Origin of the sequence: Mesorhizobium sp. CA10, assembly GCF_020165285.1 — a bacterium.
Classification (GTDB): Bacteria; Pseudomonadota; Alphaproteobacteria; order Rhizobiales; family Rhizobiaceae; genus Mesorhizobium.
In genome coordinates this window covers 697,007-716,202 of the sequence record NZ_JAIUHV010000002.1, presented here as the reverse complement: position 1 = coordinate 716,202, position 19,196 = coordinate 697,007, and the positions used below count along the sequence as shown (strand labels likewise).

The following is a 19,196-nucleotide window of genomic DNA, read 5'->3' as shown; positions in this document are numbered from 1 at the left end:
TTGCACCAAATGTGGTGGTTGTGGCGTCGATGTTCAAGCAGTTCTTGTGTCACGCTGCCGTGAGTCGGGCAAGGGCGTCATCCATGGGGGGGGCGGGCAGCTCGATCAGTCGCGGCGCCTCGGTGAACAGCAGCGCCGCCGTCACCTCGCGCCCCGGATAGAGCGGCTGGAGCAGAGCGCGGTAGAGCGCAAGCTGCAGCACATAGGCCGGCGGCACCTCCGCCAGGTCTTTGGGGGCCGGCCGGTTGGTCTTGTAGTCGATGATCGACACCTTTTCGGGCGTGACCGCCAGCCGGTCGATCTTGCCGGAGATCGAGCGCAGCCTGCCCTTCACCTCGAGGCTGCCCATGACGGCGACCTCCGCTCGGGAGGATGGCGAGAACAGCGCGCCGAAGCGGGTGTCGGACAGGATGGAGAGCACGGCGTCCAGCGCCCTGTCGCGCTCGCCATCCGGCCAATCCGCGCCGGCGCGCGCCAGGTAGCGCTCGGCGGCGCCCCGCCTTTCCTCCTCCGCGATGCCGGGCAGCATCTGCAGCAATTTGTGCAGGGCAAGGCCGCGCATGATCGCAAAGCCGGGTTCGGCGGCGGCGTCGAGCACCGGCGAGCGCGTGTCGGGGACGGCTTCTTTCGCCTCGTCGATCAACGCCGAAGCGCCGGAAGGCGAAAGCGGCCGCGGCAGCTCCTCATAGGGCGGGAGCGGCCGGAACAGGTTTTCAGGCAGCGGCGCTACGTGCTCGAACGGCCCTGCCTCGTCGACGCTGGTCAGCGCCACCGGCGGCAATTTCGTCATGTGGAACCGGTGCACGGCCACCTCGGCAGTCGCCGGATGCCGCCGCTCCGAACTCTCCGGCGCACCGAGCAACGCGCGGCTGACGATCGAATGCCACGTGCCGGGGCTGGGCTGCCGCTTGCCGTGATAGCCGCAGACGACCAGCCGGTCCTCGGCGCGCGTCATGCCGACATAGAGCAGCCGCCGGTATTCGTCGTCGGCCAGCTCGCGCGCCCGGACCGAGGCCGCCTTGGAGACGCCATTGGCGACATCGCTGGCCGAGCGCCACAGATAGCCCTTGCCTTTCCATTGCGCGCCCGAGCTCTCGAACGGCATTAGCCGCGGCAGATGCTGGTCGCTGAACGGCGCCGAGCCGCCATCGACCAGGAAGACCACCGGCGCCTCCAGGCCCTTGGCGGCATGCACGGTCATGACGCGCACCTCGTCGCGCGTCTGGTCCATCTCGCGCTTGATCTCGGGGCCGGCATTTTCGAGCGTCGAGAGGAAGGATTCCAGCCCCGGCAGGCCGGTCCGTTCCTCGGCCAGGCAAAAGCTCAGGAATTCGTCGAGGATGTCGCCGGCTTCGGGTCCTAGCCGCGCCGTCATCTTGCGGCGCAGTCCGTCGCGCGCCAGTGCCGCGGCGTAGAATTCGAACACCGGCTTGAACGCCACTTCGGTTGCCCAGCCGTCGAGCCGGCTAACGACAGCGGCGAGGGAAACATCTTCGGCCGCATGTTGCCTGAGCGAGGCGATCAGCGACTGGCCCTTCGGCCTCGAGCCAGCGAGCGCGAGCAAGCTCTCCTCCGAGACCTCGAAGATCGGGCTGCGCAGCACGGCGGCCAGGGAAAGGTCGTCCTCCGGCTGGATCAGGAAATGTCCAAGCGCGATCAGGTCCTGCACGGCGATATGGCCGGGCAGGCTCAGCCGGTCGGCGCCGGCGACCGGGATCTGCCGGTTCTTGAGGCTGCGCGACAGCGCATGGACGAAGCGGTCGCGTTTGCGCACCAGGACGAGGATGTCGCCGGCGGTCAGTTTCCTTCCCTTGCCCTCGATGATCTCGCCGTTGCGCAGCCAGGTCTGGATGGTCGTGGCGACATGCTCGGCCACCCGCACCGCCGGCGCGCTGGCATGGTTGACCGGCAAGGTCCAGTCGTCCGGCTCCTCGACCATCTCGGCGCCGATCGAAGGCCACACCTCGACATAGCCCGGCGCGTCATTGCGGATCGCCTTATGGCTTAGTGGATCGGGGTCGTGGCTGATGCCGCGCCTGACGCCCGGCTCGGCAAAGACGCGGTCGACGGCGGCAAGCACATCGTCGCTCGACCGGAACGACCAGGTGAGCTTGAGATTGGCGAACGCGGCTTCCGCATCGCGCACGCGCCCGGCAAACAACAGCCGGCTTTCGGCAAAGGAATCGGGCGCGGCTCCCTGGAAGGAATAGATCGACTGCTTCTCGTCGCCCACGGCAAAGATCGTGCGCGTGACCGCCTCGCGCTGGCCAAGCCCGGCAAAGAATTCCTCGGTCAGCTTTTTCACCACCTCCCACTGGTCCGGGCTGGTGTCCTGCGCCTCGTCGAGCAGGATATGGTCGATGCCCTGGTCGAGCTTGAACTGCACCCATGGTCCGGCATCTGGCCGCGACAGCAGGCTCACGGTGCGGGTGATGAGGTCGTTGAAGTCGAGGAAACCCCGCCCGCGCTTCAACTGCTCATAGCGCGCGATCAGCCAGCCGGCGACGGTGAGCGCTGCCGCTGTCCCTTCCAGCATGCGGAACAGCGCCAGCCGGTCGGTTACGTCGAGGATTGCCTTCGCCACCACGAAATAGCGGTCCGGCAGGTCGGGCAGGCGGTCGACAAGCGCCTTCCTGAAGATTTTGGACGGATCGTAGGGGTCGCCGTCCGCACGCAGGAATGCTTTGGCGAGCAGGCGCAGCCGCCGGATCGGATCGGCCTCGGCAAAGGCGCTCTGCGCATAGGGCAGCACGTTGTTCAAAACCTGCTTGGCGTCGGCGGCCTCGGCGGCACGGGCAAATTCAGCGAGCTGGCCAGGCGAAAAGCCAGGCAGCGGCCACAGCGAAGCAGCGATGTCCTCGGCCGTCTGTCCAGGCCTGAAGCCGAATTCGGCGAACAGCGGCCGGAAGTCCCGATCCTCGCCGAACTTGGCGATGAAACCGCGCAGTTCATCGCGCTTGCCGACGATCTCGGCAAGCAGCGTATCGAGCCCGAACTCGCCGCCGCGTTCCAGCACGGTGGCAAAGGCTTCCGCCAGCCCTTCGACGCCGGCGCCTGCGCCGGAGATCATGTCGCGGCGGGCATCGGCGAACAGCGAGGCCTCCATCTGCGGATCGAGCATCTCGAAATGCGCCGGGATGTTGGCTTCGAGCGGGAACTGGTGCAGCACGGATTCGCAGAAGGCGTGTATGGTCTGGATTTTCAGCCCGCCCGGCGTCTCGAGCGCCTCGGCAAACAGCCGGCGTGCGCGCCGCATCATGTCGCGGTCGGCGCCGCGGCCGTCCAGCGCCGCGATCCTGATCGCCAGTTCCGCATCGGGCAGCGCCGTCCATTCCGACAGGGTCGAGAACACGCGGTTCGACATGTTGGCGGCGGCAGCCCGCGTGTAGGTGAGGCACAGGATCTTCGACGGATCGGTGCCGTTGAGCAGGAGCCGGATGACGCGCTGCGCCAGCACATGCGTCTTGCCCGAACCGGCATTGGCCGACACCCAGGCGGAATAGGCGGGATCGGAGGCGCGCGCCTGGCTGGCGGCGGTATCGGAGGGGATCGGATATTTCATCCTTCCGCCTCGTCGTCGCTGGCGCCGCCGGCCGACCATTCGAGCACCCGCGCCAGATGATCGTAGTCGCCGTCGGCCTCGCCCTCGCGGAAGGGCAGCGCGCGCGACAGATAGCCGGTGGTCGGGTCGGCATAGTGGAAGAGCAGCCGTTCCAGCCGCGCCCAGGCCTCCTCGGAAAGGTCGTTGGCAGTGCGGAACTTGCGGTTGTAGTCGAGAATCGATTCCTCGAATACCTCGCCATTCGGCTTCAGCCGCACGAAGGCGAGCTGCGAGGGTTCGCGGATGCCGAGTTCCTTGAAGGCGCCGCGCCTGAGCAACGCGCCCTCCAGCGCGAGCTGTGGCGACAGCAGCGTGTGCGCCTGCGCTTTCGAGGGCGAGGATCCAGTCTTGTAATCGAGGATGTCGGCCATGCCGCCGGCAAGCAGGTCGATGCGGTCGGCATAGCCGGAGAGCGTCACCCCGGTGCGGCCGACCACCGTCTTCTCGGCGCGCTCCTCGGCATAGCGCCTCGCGAAAGCATCGGCGCGGCCATGCTCCCATTCGATGATGTTTTCGGCGAGCTTTTCGAAACGCGGCCACCAGATAGCCTCGATATCAGGCGGAAGCTTTGCGTCGGCAAAGCAGGTACGGCCCGATTCAATGAGGCTGGCCAGCGCGTTCGGCGCCCTCGGATCCTCGACCCGCCGCGAGAACAGATGCAGGATCTCGTGGAACAGCGTGCCGCGTTCGGCGGCGCCCGGATCGCGGATTAACGGCTCGAGCCGCATCAGGCCGAGGATGCGCCGCGCATAGACCGCGTAGGGGTCGCGGCGCAGCGTCTCGATCTCGGTGACCGAGAAATGCTGCGGGCGCAGGCTGAGCGGCGGCTTCGGCTGCGGGCGGGAGGCAAAATCCTTCTTCTCGCCGGCATCGAGCGCGCGCGCCCAGGCAAGCAGCGCGTCGCCGCGGCCGCGAAGTGCTGCCGCCCGCTCCTTGCCGAGGAAGGTCAGGATGCGCTGCAGCCAGCGCGACGGCACCGCCGGCGCGTCGCCGGAGCGCGCCGAACGCGTCAGCACGACCTCTTTTGTGCCCATCGCCATCTGGAAGTCATGCGCGGCAAGGCCGATGCGCCGCTCCGGCGGCTCGAGATCGATGCCGGTCTTCATCAGCCGCGACATGAAGCGGTCGCTCTCGGGCTTGCGCGGCCAAACCCCTTCATTGAGCCCGCCGATGACCAGCATGTCGACATGCTGCAGCCGAGCCTCCAGCGCGCCCCAGATGGCGATGTTGCGATCGGTGCCTTGCGCCGGCTTGACCGTCTCCGGCGCGATCAGCGCCTCCATCACGTCGGGCCACTCCAAAGCGGCGAAGGTGAAGGGCGACGACGCCGCCACCAGCCCGCGCAGCAGGTCGGCGAGTTTCTCGCCCGCATCGCCGGCATAGAGCTCCGCCAGGTCGCCGTCGACGGCGCGACCGAGACTTTCCAGCGCGACCACGCTCGCGCGCGTCAGCGTCGCAATATCGGCGCCTTTCTCGTCGCGCATCGCGGTGAGCGGCAACAGCGACTTGGTAAGGCGGCTAAGCATATCTTGGGCCTGCTCGATGCTGCGCACGGTCAAGCGCGAGAACCAGAAAGGCTGCCTTGTGTCGCCGCTCAGTTCCGCCAGCCGTGTCTCGAACAGCGCGCCGAGCGACGCGACATCAGGCCGGCCCGTGCCGCCGCGCAGCGCCACCAGCTCGACGAGCTCGGCAGCCTTGCGCATGGCCTGGCGTTCGAGACCGAGCGCGAGCAGCGGATGCTTGAGCAACGCAAGCAGGCCGACGGGATCGCCGGGCCGGAAGGCGGCGCTCAGCGCGAGCCTGAGCAGGCTGGCGGCCGGTGTATTGATTAAAGGCGCGCCGCCCGAATCGTCGGCGACGACGCCGAAACGCAAAAGCTCGGCCGAAACCCGCCGCGCCAGCGCGCGGTCACCGGTGACGAGCGCCGCGCGCTTGCCCGGGACCTCCACGGCGCGCTTCAGCGCGATGGCGATTGCCGCCGCCTCGTCGCGTTCGTTCGCCGCTTCCACCAGCGTCACGCCGGCCAGCGCATGTTCGATGTCGAGTGCCGTGAAGCGCGGCCGTGTCTCGGTCCAGTATTCGGTGGTTTCGGCCGGCCGCAGCGCCTCGCCGACCAGGGCCGCGCGCAACGCGAGCGGCGATGGCGCCGCAACAAGGTCCTCGACGTCGCGGCGCGGAATGCCGATGCCGCCGATCAGCTTGGCGAGGCCGTATTGCGGGTGGCCGAGCGTTGCCGGGCGCGCGCCAGGCGCCGTGATCGCCGCGAAGGATGCGTCGTCCAGGTTGCGGTCGAGCCCGGGCAGCACGACCGCGCCGTTGGGCAGGCCGGCGATCACGCCAAGCAGTTCCGCAGTGGCGGGGATGGAGCCGGTCGAACCGGCGGCAATCACCGGTCCGGCCGGCGGAGTGCGCTTCAGCCGCGCCGCCTCCAGCCGGATCAGCGCGCTGCGATGCGCGGCTGGATTGGAGCGGTCCCGCTCCTTGAGCAGTTCCGGCCAGTTGTCGGTGACGATGCCGAGGAAATCGAGCGTCACTTGCCACCAGCCGGCGAGATTGCCGGTGACCAGCGTCGCGAGCCTCGCCCAATCCGTGCCCTCGGTCTCGATCTCATCCATCAGCCGGGCAAGGTCGCGCGCCAGCCAGATGGCGTCGGCGGCCGAGGTCGGCACGACGAATTCCTCGTTGAACCGTGCCCTCACATGCGCCGGCAGGCTTTCCTTCCAGGCGCGCACCAGCGGTGCCAGCAAAAGCAACCGCTCCTGCGCGGCGATCGGCGGCGCCAGATCTATCGCCGGCGCGGCTTCGGCGTCGAAGGCCGCCTCCCCCTCGTCGAATTCGCCGAGCGGCCGCACCGTCGGCAGGATGGCGGAGCGTTTCCCTAAAACATCGACGAAGGCGCCGCGCAGCGCCCGCGCCGCGCGCCGCGTTGGCACATAGATGGTGGCGTCGGCAAGCGCCAGCGGGTCGCCGTCGAAGCGGAAGCCGGGGATCAGGCGCCCGTCGAGCAACGCCCCCGCCAGCGTCGGCAGGAACGGCGCTCCGGGCGGAATGGAAAAGACGCGGCGCGTGCCGCTCATACCGCCTTCGCTAGGGCACCGGCCACGGCTGCCTCGGCCGCCGAAATGGCGTCCGGAGTGCCGACGGTGATCCAGCGTCCGTTCATCTTCATGCCGAACAGGCGCCCTGTGGCGATCGCCTTGTCGAAATAGACATTGAGCGAATGCGAGCCCATGGGCGCGTCCTTGAAGATGCGCGGATGGATGATGGCGGCGCCGGCATAGATCAGGCCCGCCGGATCGCCCTTCGAGCGCCGTAGGGTTCCATCAGGGGCAACAAGGAAATCGGTGCCGACGCAATGCCCGGTCGCTGAGTCGAGGTCGGTAAGCATCAGCAGAATATCCATTCTCGCGGCGTCCCATGCAAGGGCAAGACGCTCTAGGCTGGGCTGGCCGCTGTCGATCCAGAATGTGTCGGCATTGATGATGTAGAAGGGCTCGCCACCCAGAAGCGGCAGCGCCTTGACGATGCCGCCAGCCGATTCCAGCAGCGCCTCGCGCTCGTCGGAGATGACGATCTTCGGTGCGCGCCTATGGGCGACATGCGCGACGATCTGCTCCGGCAGATAGTGCACGTTGACGACGGCCTTGGCGACGCCGGCGGCTTCCAGGCTGTCCAGCCCCCAATCGAGCAAGGTCTTGCCGGCGATCTTCACCAGCGGCTTGGGCATCGTGTCGGTGATCGGCCGCATGCGCTTGCCGAGTCCGGCAGCCAGCACCATCGCAATCGTCGGCTTCATGGGACCCGTTCCTCGAGCAGGCCGTGGGCCATGTAGAAATCCTTCAGGCCGGCCAGCGCCGGATGCGCCAGCGCCCGCCTCAGATAATCGCGGATGCGCGGCAGGTGTTTCAGATAGTAAGGCTTGCCGTCGCGCTTTTCGAGCCGCACGAAGATGCCGAGGATCTTCGAATTGCGCTGCGCGGCCATGATCGCATAGGCCTCGGCGAAGCCGGCCTCGTCGAAAGCGCCGGCGGCGCGCCGCGCTGCGACATAAGCCGCGACGGTGCGCCGCTCGATCTCGGGCGAGACGGTGACGCGCGCATCCATGGCCAAAGAAGCGACGTCATAGGCGGCAGGCCCGATCAGCGCGTCCTGCACATCGACGATGCCCAGCCGGTCAAGGCCGGCGCGCTCGCCTCGCCAGATGATGTTGGGCGAATGAAAGTCGCGCAGCATCAGCGTGTATTCGCTGCCTGCCAGGCGATCGAGGAGCGCGTTCCATACCTCGTGGTAGCCGGCCCGCAACGCGTCGTTTGCCGGTTCGCCGGTGATCCATGGCACATACCAGTCGACCAGAAGGTCGGCCTCGATCAGCATGGCTTCCCGGTCGAACGACGGCACGTCGTGAAATACGCCGGGCGCCGCTTCCAAGCGCGTAGGCCAGGTCTTGCCATGCATCATAGCCAGCAATTCGGCCGCCGCCTCGTAGCGTTTAGCGACGGGCTGGCCGTCGCGACCGAGGAAACCTTCCGAGCCGAGATGCTCGATGAGCAGAAAACCCTGGTCGAGATCCTGGGCATGGATCGCCGGCACGCTGACGCCGGCGGCATAGAGCGCCCGGTCGATGGCGACGAAGGCGGCGACGGATTGCGCCGTGTGGGCGATCACCGCATAGGGCTTGCCGTCGCGGACCGGCGGTCCGAGCACCAGGCGCGGCGAGTTCATCAGCACGCGCGGCGCCTTGCCGGGCAGCGCGACGATCTCATAGGAGCGGGCGGAGGCGTCGCCGACGAAATGGCGGCGGCTGGCTTCGCCCCATCCCTCGGAGGCCAGGAAATCGCGCATCGCCAGCGATCGCGCCACGCGGTCATAGATTGGTCCCTGCCCGGAAAGCCGCGCCGCGCGGCCTTCGCCCTGCTCGGCAAGATCGACCCACAGCGCCGTTTCCGGCAAGCGGTCTGCGGCCCGTTCCGGCCATTCGATGAGCGCCGCGCCTTGGCTTAGCGCGTCGTCGAGGCCGAGCTCGTCGAGCTCGTCCGGAGCGGACAGCCGATAGAGGTCGAAATGATGCACCGGAACGCGCGTCTCGTAGTTCTGCACCAGGGTGAAGGTCGGGCTCGGCACTTCGAGATTGGCGTCGTCGGCGAGCGCCCGGATCAGCGCGCGGGCCAACGTCGACTTGCCGGCGCCGAGATCGCCTTTCAGCGCGATCGCGTCGCCCGCGCGCAATGCCATGGCAAGGTCCTCGCCAAGCCTTGCCGTTGCCGCCTCGTCGGCGAGAAAACGTTCCAACACTGGTCCAGCCATATAGTCCGCGCTACTCGGCCGCGTCGCGGATGCCCGCCGGCGTATCGGGGATTCCGGAAGGCTTGTCCGGGAAGGTGCAGATCACCGTGGTGCCCCTGTCCTGGCCGGTCTCGATGCGCACGGTTCCGCCATGCAGTTCGACGAAGCTCTTGACGATCGAGAGCCCCAGCCCGGCGCCGCGCCTCCGCCCGCCATTGGCGCGCGGCTCGAAGCGGCGGAAGACCGATTCCAGCACGTCCGGCGGCATGCCAGGGCCATCATCATGCACCGAGAACTCGACGCCGTCGGCCAGCCGGCGGCAGGTAAGCCGGATCGTGCTTGCCTCCGGCGCATAATTCGCCGCGTTGCTGAGCAGGTTGTAGAGGATCTGGCGGATGCGGGTTTCGTCGCCATGGAAGCTCGCCGGCGCCTCCGCCGCATCGATCTCGAGCTTGATTTGATGCTCGTCCAGCCGGTCGGCGACCAGCTCGGCGGCCGCGGCGATCGTCCGGTCGATGTTCATTTCGGAGATGTCGAGCTGCATGATGCCGGCATCGACCGTCGCCAGGTCGAGGATATCGTTGACGATGGTGAGCAGCACCGACGATGACGAGCCGACATGCTCGACATATTCGCGCTGCTTGGGCGTCAGCGGCCCGGTCGCGGGCAGCGACAGAAGCTCGGTGAAGCCGATGATGTTGGTCAGCGGCGAGCGCAGCTCATAAGACACGTGCTGCACGAATTCGTTCTTCAGCTGGTCGGATTTCTCCAGCGCTTCGTTCCTGTCCTTCAGCGCCCGTTCGACATTGACGGTGTCGGTGACGTCGACGAAGGTGATCATCACCTGGCCGTTGGGCAGGTGGATCACCGCGTAGCTCAGCACGTTGCCGTTGACGAGCTCGATCTGGCCGCGGCGGTCGCGGCGCTCGTCGTCGAAGCCGGTGACTGCGGCGACGAAGCCGCCCCACGGGCTGTTCGCCGCACGCTGGTCGCACAGGTCGCGGATCGCCGAAACATGGACGTTCGGCTTGACCGCTTCCACCGTCAGCCCCCACAGCGCGACGAAGGCCGGATTGGACAGGCGCAGCCGCCCGTCCGGACCGAATACGACCACGCCTTCGGCGAGATTGTCCAGCGTCTCGCCCTGCACCCGCACGGCGGTCTGGTAGCGGCTTTCGAGGTCCATCTTTTCGGTCAGGTTCTCGAACACCCAGGTGACGCCGCCCTTCGGCTGCGGGTTCGCCACGACGCGGATCGTCTTGCCGTCCGGCAGGTGCCACCAGTGTTCCTGCGATTCGACGGCGCGATAGGCGCTGAGCAGGTTTTCCTTCCAGCGCCGCCATTCCGGCTGCTCGGCGATCCTGCCTTCGCTGCGCAGCCGGTCGAGCAGCAGCGTGTTGGAGGGAGCGCTGAGCAGGAAGCCCGAGTCGAGACCCCACAGCTTCTGGAAGGCCTGGTTGAAGAAGCGCAGCTTTTCCTCGGTGTCGAAGATCGCCACGGCGGTGTTCAACTGGTCGAGCGTGTCGGCATGGCTGCGCACGGTCCGCTCGTATTCGGCGCGGATCGTCTCGGCCGCGCTGGTATCGCAGGCGAGCCCCGCCGAACCGTCGGCGCCGGCGAAGTCGGTGACCGCGAACATGCGGCGATCGCCTTCAATCACTGTGGATAGCGTCTGTTCGAAGATCGGGTGCGACTTATGCTGCTCGGCGATTTGATCGCGCGCCTGGCCGCCAAGGAATTCCGCCGCGTCGCGCACGGCCGCGGCGGCGCTTCCTGCTTCCACGGCCTCCGCATAGGCGCGGTTGACCCATTGCAATCGCCCGTCCGCGCCACGCAGCCATGCCGGCATCTTCAACGCGTCGAGCAGGCCGATCAAGGTGTCGTAGTCGCCGCTGAGCCGCTGGTTCTCGATCTTCAGCCTGGCCTGGTTGCGCAACGTCTCCGACAGCGAGACGAAACGCACCAGCACATGCGCCGCGCTCTTGCGGCCATGCACCTCCAGCGGCACGCCGGCCTGCGTTTCGATGACCAGATCGAAGGTCTTCGCCTGTTCGCGCAAGGCGGCAACCGCGTGCTCCAGCGCCGCCGCCGAGCGCGGCATGAGCCAACGGCCGAAAGCGAGGAAGGCGGACCTGTCGTCAGGCGCGCCGCTTTCCAGCGGCAGGCTGCCGATGAGCTCGGGTTTCTTGTTGTCCGTTGTCCACACGATCAGGCGCTGGTCGCGCAGATTGAGCAGCGCCTCGGAACGCTGCAGCGCAGCGTTGACGTCCGCGATGCGGGCCCTGAGCTGCAGGTTCTGCGAGGCGGTGCGTGCGCGCTCGCGGATAAGGAAGATGGCCGAAACCAGCGCCGCGCCCATCACGCCCACGAACATGGCAAGCTGCATGACCTCAAGCGTGCTGACCGGCGCCGCGGCCTTTGCCGGAATGCCCGTCTCGGCGTGGGCCGCAAAGGCGAGGAGCGGGCCGGCAAGCATCGAGCTCGCAAGCAGCAAGGCCAGCCGCGAGCCGGCACGAAAACCGCCGCGGCTCTCGCCGAGGCCGGCATCATTCGAATCCTCATGGCCGCCGGAAACGGCCTTTCCCGCGCGTGGCGGGTAATCCCCCGGCATGTCTTGGTCCTCTTCGCCGCTTGAATGCAAGACCGCCCTGATGCGTCCCCGGCCCAACATGTCCCCGGACCGCGAATCACAACAATAACGCTTGCTGGAATCGGCGTGAAGAATCATTGGCGCAAAAAATAAAGCCGGGTGGAAAGTCAACCACCCGGCTTCAATATATGGTAGATAATTTCGCTTTGGTTAATAGCGGTAGTGTTCAGGCTTGTACGGGCCCTGCGGCGTCACGCCAATATAGGCGGCCTGTTCGCCGGACAGCTCCGTCAGCTTGGCGCCGAGCTTGTCGAGATGCAGCCGCGCGACCTTCTCGTCGAGGTGCTTGGGCAGCACATAGACCTGGTTCTCGTACTGGCCGTGCTTGCTGAAAAGCTCGATCTGCGCCAGCACCTGGTTCGTGAACGAGGCCGACATGACAAAGCTCGGATGACCGGTGGCGTTGCCGAGGTTGAGCAGGCGGCCCTCGGACAGAAGGATCATCCGCTTGCCGTCCGGGAAGGTGATCAAATCCACCTGGGGCTTGATGTTGGTCCATTTCAGGTTGCGCAGCGCCGCCACCTGGATCTCGTTGTCGAAGTGGCCGATATTGCCGACGATCACCATGTCCTTCATCGACCGCATATGGTCGAGCGTGACGACGTCCTTGTTGCCGGTGGTGGTGATGACGATGTCGGCAGTGGGCGCGGCGTCTTCCAGCGTCACCACCTCATAGCCGTCCATCGCCGCCTGCAGCGCGCAGATCGGGTCGACCTCGGTGACTTTCACACGCGCGCCGGCGCCGCGCAGCGAGGCCGACGAGCCCTTGCCGACGTCGCCATAGCCGCAGACCACCGCGACCTTGCCGGCCATCATGGTATCAGTGCCGCGGCGGATGCCGTCGACCAGCGATTCCTTGCAGCCATATTTGTTGTCGAATTTCGACTTGGTGACGGAATCGTTGACGTTGATCGCCGGGAAGGGCAGCAGGCCCTTCTTCTGCAGCTGGTAAAGACGGTTGACACCGGTGGTGGTCTCCTCGGTGACGCCGCGGATCGCTTCCCGCTGCTTGGTGAAGAAGCCTGGCGAAGCCTTCAGGCGCTTCTTGATCTGGGCGAACAGGATCTCTTCCTCCTCGCTGCCGGGATTGGACAGCACGTCCTCGCCGGCCTCGGCGCGCGCGCCGAGCAGGATGTACATGGTGGCGTCGCCGCCATCATCCAGGATCATGTTGGAGGTACCGCCATCGGTCCACTGGAAGATCCGGTCGGTGTAGTCCCAATAGTCTTCCAGCGACTCGCCCTTGATGGCGAAGACCGGAATGCCGGCCTCGGCTATGGCCGCGGCCGCGTGGTCTTGGGTCGAGAAGATGTTGCAGGAGGCCCAGCGGATGTCGGCGCCCAGCGCCTTCAGCGTCTCGATCAGAACCGCCGTCTGGATGGTCATGTGCAGCGAGCCGGTGATGCGCGCTCCCTTCAGCGGCTGCTTGGCGCCGAACTCCTCGCGGCAGGCCATCAGGCCCGGCATTTCGGTTTCGGCGATCTCGATCTCCTTGCGGCCCCAGCCGGCAAGCGAGATGTCGGCGACCACATAGTCCTTGCTACCCGTCATGGCAGTGCTCCGGTGTGATTTTTTCTCAAGGCGCGCCGACGCCGGGAGGCGCATGGGAGGGCGCGGTTGCCGGCTTGACTACCAGATCGGTCGCCGCACGACAATGGGACATAAAGAAATCTTTATGCGCGCATGTCTTGCATATCGTCCAAAAGCGCGGAACGATTTTGGGAAGACGACATGCATCCAACAAAAAGCGTGACTAGATTTCCTCGCCGAAACGTGAGGCGATCAGCTGCTCCAGCGCGTCCATGGCCGGCACGGCTTCCGGGCCGCTGGCGATGACGCGGATCGAATAGCCTGGGCTCGCCGCCAGCATCATCAGGCCCATGATCGAGGTGCCGCCGACCTTCACGCCGTCCTTCTCGACATGGATGGTGGCGTCGAAGCCGCTGGCGACCTGGACGAACTTGGCCGAAGCGCGCGCATGCAGGCCGCGCTGATTGATGATCGGGAACTCCCGCACCACCTCATCCGTCCGCGGCGCCGATGCGTTCATTTGCTGCTCAGGAGCTGGCTGGCGACGTTGATGTATTTACGGCCGGCCGCTTGCGCTTCGTCGAGCGCGGCGGCCATGTTGTCGCCCTTGCGGATCGAGGAGAGCTTGATCAGCATCGGCAGGTTCATGCCGGCGATGACCTCCGTGCGGCCGGATTCCATCACCGAGATGGCGAGGTTGGAAGGCGTGCCGCCGAACATGTCGGTGAGCACGATGACGCCTGCGCCGGTGTCGACGCGCGCGACTGCGTCGACGATGTCGGCCCGGCGCTGCTCCATGTCGTCGTCGGCGCCGATCGCCACGGTTTCGAAATTGTCTTGCGGCCCGACGACATGCTCTACGGCATGTCGGAACTCGGTAGCGAGTTGACCGTGCGTCACGAGCACGAGTCCGATCATTCTCTGGTGGCTCCCGTCATCGCCGCTTCACAGGCGTATCTTATGTTCGCCAGCCATTCCAGGCGGCGGGAGCGCTATCTTGTCGACGCACGGCCGGTTGACAAGCCCAAAATTGCGGCTGCCCGGGCCATTTTGACGCATCGCAGCAAAAAACCCGGGCCGGATCATGAAAAAGGCTGGATCGACAGCCGCGCCATCAGCATGGGCAACGCGGCGGTGACATTTTGCCGGGCGACATCGACGCGGGGCAGCCGGCATCCGCCGATCGTCTCCGTGGTCTCGTCCTGCAGACGCGCCATGTCCGCCGGTTCGACAAGCCGCGCCACAAGGTCGATCACGGCGGCCGGTTCGAAAGTCAGCGGCCGCGGTCCGATGCCGTGCACCTCGGCGAGGCCGGCGATGTTCGCCGGCGCGCGGCAAACCAGCCGGCCGCTGTGCGCGGCCGCAAACAACTGGTCGTCGCCGACCAGCCGGGCAAAAAGGCCCTGCGCGCGGCAATGATCGACAAGCGCCAGCGCCAGCGTCGTCTTGCCGGCGCCCGACGGCCCGGTGATCAGCACGCCGCGCTCGCCGACCAGTATTGCCGTCCCATGAATGTTGCGGGGCTTTGCGGCGGCGCTTGGCATGTCGATTCGGCGATCAGCCTTCCGCCGGCAGCGTCACCACGAAACGCGCGCCCTTGATCTCGCCGGGCTTGGTGCCTGGGATGTTCTCGGCCGTCAGCGTGCCGCCATGTGCCTCGACGATCTGACGGCTGATCGACAGCCCGAGGCCGGAGTTCTGGCCGAACGCCTCGCCGGCCGGCCGGTCGGTATAGAAGCGCTCGAAGATGCGGTCGATCTTCTCGGCCCGGATACCCGGGCCGTTGTCGTCGACGGTGATGATGTTGAACTTGCCCGCGCGCGCCAACGAGATCGCGATGTGGCCATGCTCGTCGGGCACGAAGGAACGCGCGTTCTCGATCAGGTTGGTGATGACCTGGCCGATCCTGAGGTCATGGCCGACGACGAAATAGCCTTTGGCGCCGGCCGGCAGCTTGGCGACCTTGAGGTCGATCTCGACGGCCTTCTTGTTGCGCGTTGTCTCGCGCGAGACGGCGATGAGATCGGTGATGAACTTCTTCAGGTCGACGGTCGCGGCATCGTCGCGCGCCAGCTCGGCATCGAGGCGGGACGCATCCGAGATATCGGTGATCAAGCGGTCGAGCCGCCTCACGTCGTGCTGGATGATCTCCATCAGGCGCGCGCGAGAAGCATCGTTTTTCGCCAAAGGCAGTGTTTCCACGGCGCTGCGCAGCGACGTCAGCGGGTTCTTCAACTCATGCGACACGTCGGCCGCGAAACTTTCGATCGCTTCGATTCTCGCATACAGCGCATTCGTCATATCGCGCACGGCAATGGACAAATTGCCGATCTCGTCCTGACGATCGGAAAAGTCGGGGATTTCCTCGCGGCTCTTGACGCCGCGCCGCACCCTGACGGCGGCGGCTGAAAGCCGGCGCAACGGATTGGCGATGGTGGAGGCGAGCAGCATCGACAGGATCGCGGTGACGAGCGCCGCCACCCCGAACACGCGCAGGATCGCCTTGCGCTCGGCCGCGACGATCTTGTCGATATCGCCGCCTTCGGTGGACAGCATCAAGACGCCGAGCACGGCGCGGAAGCGCTGGATCGGCACCGCGACGGAGACGATCTGTTCGCCCTGCTCGCTCACCCGCACGATGGTCGAAGGGCTGCCGGTCAGCGCCTTGACCACTTCGGGAAAGGCCGCGCCGTTGCCGCCGGGCTGCTCGTGGTAGACCGGCAGGTCCTTGTTGCGGAAGAAGTCGAAGATGAACTTCTCCACTCGCTCCACGACGCCCGGCTGCTCCTCGTCGACGGGCGGCAGGTCGTAGCGCAGGATCTGGCCGCGCGAATAAAGATGCCGCGAATCGAGCAGCAGGTTGGCGTCGCGGTCATAGATGCGGGCGCGGGTGCGCGTCGGCGAGATCAAGCGTCGTAGCACCGGCGCGACGCGCTCGGGATTGATCGGGAAATCGAGGTTGTCGAGCTGGTCCGACCCCGGCCCCAGGCTTTCGCCCGCCTGCAGCTCCAGCAGCTTTTCCGGATCGATGCTGATCGAATCGGTCTCGACGGTCGCCGAAGCCGCGATGGCACCGGCGATGATCTCGCCCTGCGTCATCAGGCTTTCAACGCGCGCGTCGATCAGCCCGTCGCGAAAGGTGTTCAGATAAAGGATGCCGGTGACCAGCACGGCGAGGCCGGCCAGGTTAAGGAACAGGATGCGCCGCGTCAGACTGGAGAAGATGTGATGGCCGAGAAACCGGCGCATCGGCACCGTGATTTTCGAAACGAAGGCAGGCACGATCCGCGGCGGACGCCTTGCCGCGCCCGCCCGTCTGCCTCGCTCTACTTCCACTGCCATCGAATAGCAGGCCCTGTTTAGTTAGTGAGTAGTGAGTAGGCAGTAGGGAAGTGGTTGGCTGACTTCGGCTATGGGTGGCCGCCCGCATCATTCAAAACTGACTACTGACTATTCCCTACTGCCTATCTTACGCTTCGCGGAACCGGTACCCGACTCCGTAAAGGGTTTCGATCATCTCGAAGTCGTCGTCGACGGCCTTGAACTTCTTGCGCAGCCGCTTGATGTGGCTGTCGATGGTGCGGTCGTCGACATAGACCTGTTCATCATAGGCTGAATCCATCAGCGCATCACGGCTTTTTACCACACCGGGGCGCTGCGCCAGCGAATGCAGGATGAGGAATTCGGTCACCGTCAGCGTCACCGGCTCGCCCTTCCAGGTGCAGGTGTGCCGCTCCTGGTCCATCACCAACTGGCCGCGTTCGAGCGAGCGGGCCTGCTGGCTGGGCGCCTTGGCCGCCGCCTCGCGGGCGCTGGTGCGGCGCAGCACTGCGCGCACGCGCTCGACAAGCAGGCGCTGCGAGAACGGTTTGCGGATGAAGTCGTCGGCGCCCATCTTGAGGCCGAACAACTCGTCGATCTCGTCGTCCTTCGACGTCAGGAAGATGACCGGGAGATCCGACTTCTGGCGCATGCGGCGCAACAGCTCCATGCCGTCCATGCGCGGCATCTTGATGTCGAGGATGGCGAGGTTCGGCGGCCGTGCCGCCAGGCCTTCCAGCGCCGACGCGCCATCGGTGTAGGTTTCGACCCGATAGCCCTCGGATTCGAGCGCGATCGACACCGAGGTCAGAATGTTTCGGTCGTCGTCGACAAGCGCGATTGTTGCCATTTCAAGCGGCTCCCTCATGAGCTGTCCCTTCTGTCGTCGAGAAGGGGCTTTTGCAGGACAAATTGGGTACAAAATGTGGCACGGGCCTTGTCCGAAGTCACGGGCGGCCTGCCGTCACACGCCATCGCACCCATAGTGGGATTGGACGAACCGAGCCTGCCAATCCTTTGGGCAACCTCTACGGTTTTTGCACATATAAACGATTTAAACAACTTTCAAATTTTTTAAATCGATTAATGATTTGATATCATTCGGCTTTTCTGGTTCTGAACCTGACGGCCCCAGCGCGGGCTCCGGGAAGTAACCCGTCAGATGCGGCCAAATCCAGAGAGGAAATTTGATGTCGGAAGCCGGCAAACGCAACCCCGACTGCGCCATCGACGCGATCGGCCTGAAGACAATGGGCATGGTACGCTATAATTTTGGCGCGGCCGAACTCTACGAGGAAGCGATCCGGCGCGGCGAGGCGAGGTTGACCGCGCAGGGCGCGCTGGTCGCCGAGACCGGCCAGCACACCGGGCGTTCGCCGAAGGATAAATTCGTCGTGCGCGACGAGGCGACCGGCGGCCAGGTCTGGTGGGACAACAACAAGGCGATCTCGCCGGGTGAGTTCGAAGCGCTGCTGGCGGATTTCAAGGCACATGCAGCCGGCAAGGACCTCTACGTGCAGGACCTCGTCGGCGGCGCCGACGCCAATCTGAAGCTGCCGACCCGGGTCATCACCGAATTCGCCTGGCATTCGCTGTTCATCCGCAATCTTTTGATCCGTCCCGAAGCCGCGGAGATCGTGCGTTTCGTGCCGCAGCTTACGATCATCGACCTGCCCTCCTTCCGCGCCGATCCGGCGCGTCACGGCACCCGCACCGAAACGGTGATCGCGGTCGACCTCACCCGCAAGATCGTTCTGATCGGCGGCACCTCCTATGCCGGCGAGATGAAGAAGTCGGTTTTCACCATGCTGAACTATCTGCTGCCGGCAAGGGGCGTGATGCCGATGCACTGTTCCGCCAATGAAGGTGCAGACGGCGACGCGGCCGTCTTCTTCGGCCTGTCCGGCACCGGCAAGACGACGCTGTCGGCCGACCCGTCGCGCACGCTGATCGGCGACGACGAGCATGGCTGGGGCCCGCAGGGCATCTTCAATTTCGAAGGCGGCTGCTACGCCAAGACGATCAGGCTGTCGGCGGAGGCCGAACCGGAGATCTTCGCCACCACGCAGCGCTTCGGCACGGTGCTGGAGAACGTGGTGCTCGACGCCGGCCGCGTTCCGGATTTCAACGATGGCAGCCTGACCGAGAACACGCGCTGCGCTTATCCGCTGGACTTCATCCCCAATGCCTCGAAGACCGGCCGAGCCGGGCATCCGAAGAACATCATCATGCTGACCGCAGACGCCTTCGGCGTCATGCCGCCGATCGCCAGGCTGACGCCGGCGCAGGCGATGTACCATTTCCTGTCGGGCTATACCGCCAAGGTTGCCGGCACGGAAAAGGGCGTCACCGAGCCGGAGGCGACGTTCTCGACCTGCTTCGGCGCCCCGTTCATGCCGCGCCATCCATCCGAATACGGCAATCTGCTGCGCGAGCTGATCGCCGGCCATGGCGTCGACTGCTGGCTGGTCAACACCGGCTGGACCGGCGGCGCCTACGGCACCGGGCGCCGCATGCCGATCAAGGTGACGCGCGCCTTGCTGGGCGCCGCGCTCGACGGTTCGCTGAAGTCGGCCGAGTTCCGCACCGACGCCAATTTCGGCTTCGAGGTGCCGGTGGCGGTCCCGGGTGTCGACGGCGCCATTCTCGACCCGCGCTCGACCTGGGCGGACAAGGCCGGTTACGACCGCCAGGCCGCGAAGCTGGTCAACATGTTCGCCGTCAATTTCGAGAAGTTCGAACGCCATGTCGACGCGACCATCCTCGGCGCGGCGCCGCGGATGCAGGAAGCGGCTGAATAGCAGTCACTGC

At 65.9% G+C, this 19,196-nt stretch carries 12 protein-coding genes; 1 reads left to right on the top strand and 11 read right to left on the bottom strand.

Features of this window, described 5'->3' with window-relative positions; genetic code table 11:
* Nucleotides 1-49: 49 nt before the first annotated feature.
* The 11 genes from addA to LB535_RS06785 form a co-directional block, all read right to left on the bottom strand.
* The gene (addA, locus tag LB535_RS06835) at nt 50-3,562 is read right to left on the bottom strand and encodes a double-strand break repair helicase AddA (RefSeq protein ID WP_224631634.1); all 3,513 of its coding nucleotides are present in this window, start codon (nt 3,560-3,562) and stop codon (nt 50-52) included.
* Complete coding sequence (addB, locus tag LB535_RS06830; RefSeq protein WP_224631633.1) at nt 3,559-6,678, bottom strand: double-strand break repair protein AddB; 3,120 nt, start codon at nt 6,676-6,678, stop codon at nt 3,559-3,561. The genes addA and addB overlap by 4 nt, the downstream gene beginning before the upstream one ends.
* Nucleotides 6,675-7,397, bottom strand: coding sequence for a nucleotidyltransferase family protein (locus tag LB535_RS06825; protein WP_224631632.1), 723 nt, complete (start codon nt 7,395-7,397; stop codon nt 6,675-6,677). The genes addB and LB535_RS06825 overlap by 4 nt, the downstream gene beginning before the upstream one ends.
* Nucleotides 7,394-8,905 carry a tRNA (adenosine(37)-N6)-threonylcarbamoyltransferase complex ATPase subunit type 1 TsaE gene (tsaE, locus tag LB535_RS06820; protein ID WP_224631631.1) on the bottom strand — a complete coding sequence of 504 codons (1,512 nt, stop codon included), beginning with the start codon at nt 8,903-8,905 and terminating at the stop codon, nt 7,394-7,396. Before tsaE ends, LB535_RS06825 begins: the two co-directional genes overlap by 4 nt.
* Nucleotides 8,906-8,915: 10 nt before the next feature.
* Nucleotides 8,916-11,495, bottom strand: a complete 2,580-nt coding sequence (locus LB535_RS06815) for a sensor histidine kinase (protein ID WP_224631630.1) — start codon at nt 11,493-11,495, stop codon at nt 8,916-8,918.
* Between the two features lie 189 nt (nt 11,496-11,684).
* Nucleotides 11,685-13,085, bottom strand: a complete 1,401-nt coding sequence (gene ahcY / locus LB535_RS06810; RefSeq protein ID WP_224607129.1) for an adenosylhomocysteinase — start codon at nt 13,083-13,085, stop codon at nt 11,685-11,687.
* Between the two features lie 202 nt (nt 13,086-13,287).
* Nucleotides 13,288-13,584: an HPr family phosphocarrier protein gene (locus LB535_RS06805; protein WP_095767997.1), complete on the bottom strand. Its 297-nt coding sequence runs from the start codon at nt 13,582-13,584 to the stop codon at nt 13,288-13,290.
* A complete protein-coding gene (locus LB535_RS06800) occupies nt 13,581-13,982 on the bottom strand; it encodes a PTS sugar transporter subunit IIA (RefSeq protein WP_027166957.1) in 402 nt (133 codons plus the stop codon). Before LB535_RS06800 ends, LB535_RS06805 begins: the two co-directional genes overlap by 4 nt.
* Nucleotides 13,983-14,146: 164 nt before the next feature.
* The gene (locus LB535_RS06795; RefSeq protein WP_224631629.1) at nt 14,147-14,608 is read right to left on the bottom strand and encodes an HPr kinase/phosphorylase; all 462 of its coding nucleotides are present in this window, start codon (nt 14,606-14,608) and stop codon (nt 14,147-14,149) included.
* A gap of 13 nt (nt 14,609-14,621) precedes the next feature.
* The gene (locus LB535_RS06790; RefSeq protein ID WP_095767999.1) at nt 14,622-16,406 is read right to left on the bottom strand and encodes a sensor histidine kinase; all 1,785 of its coding nucleotides are present in this window, start codon (nt 16,404-16,406) and stop codon (nt 14,622-14,624) included.
* 127 nt (nt 16,407-16,533) lie between these two features.
* Nucleotides 16,534-17,235 (bottom strand): response regulator transcription factor, encoded by a 702-nt coding sequence (locus LB535_RS06785; RefSeq protein WP_006201274.1) that lies wholly within the window; start codon nt 17,233-17,235, stop codon nt 16,534-16,536.
* A gap of 340 nt (nt 17,236-17,575) precedes the next feature.
* On the opposite strand from LB535_RS06785, the gene LB535_RS06780 reads away from it, so the two are divergent.
* Nucleotides 17,576-19,186, top strand: a complete 1,611-nt coding sequence (locus LB535_RS06780; RefSeq protein ID WP_224631628.1) for a phosphoenolpyruvate carboxykinase — start codon at nt 17,576-17,578, stop codon at nt 19,184-19,186.
* Nucleotides 19,187-19,196: the final 10 nt, after the last annotated feature.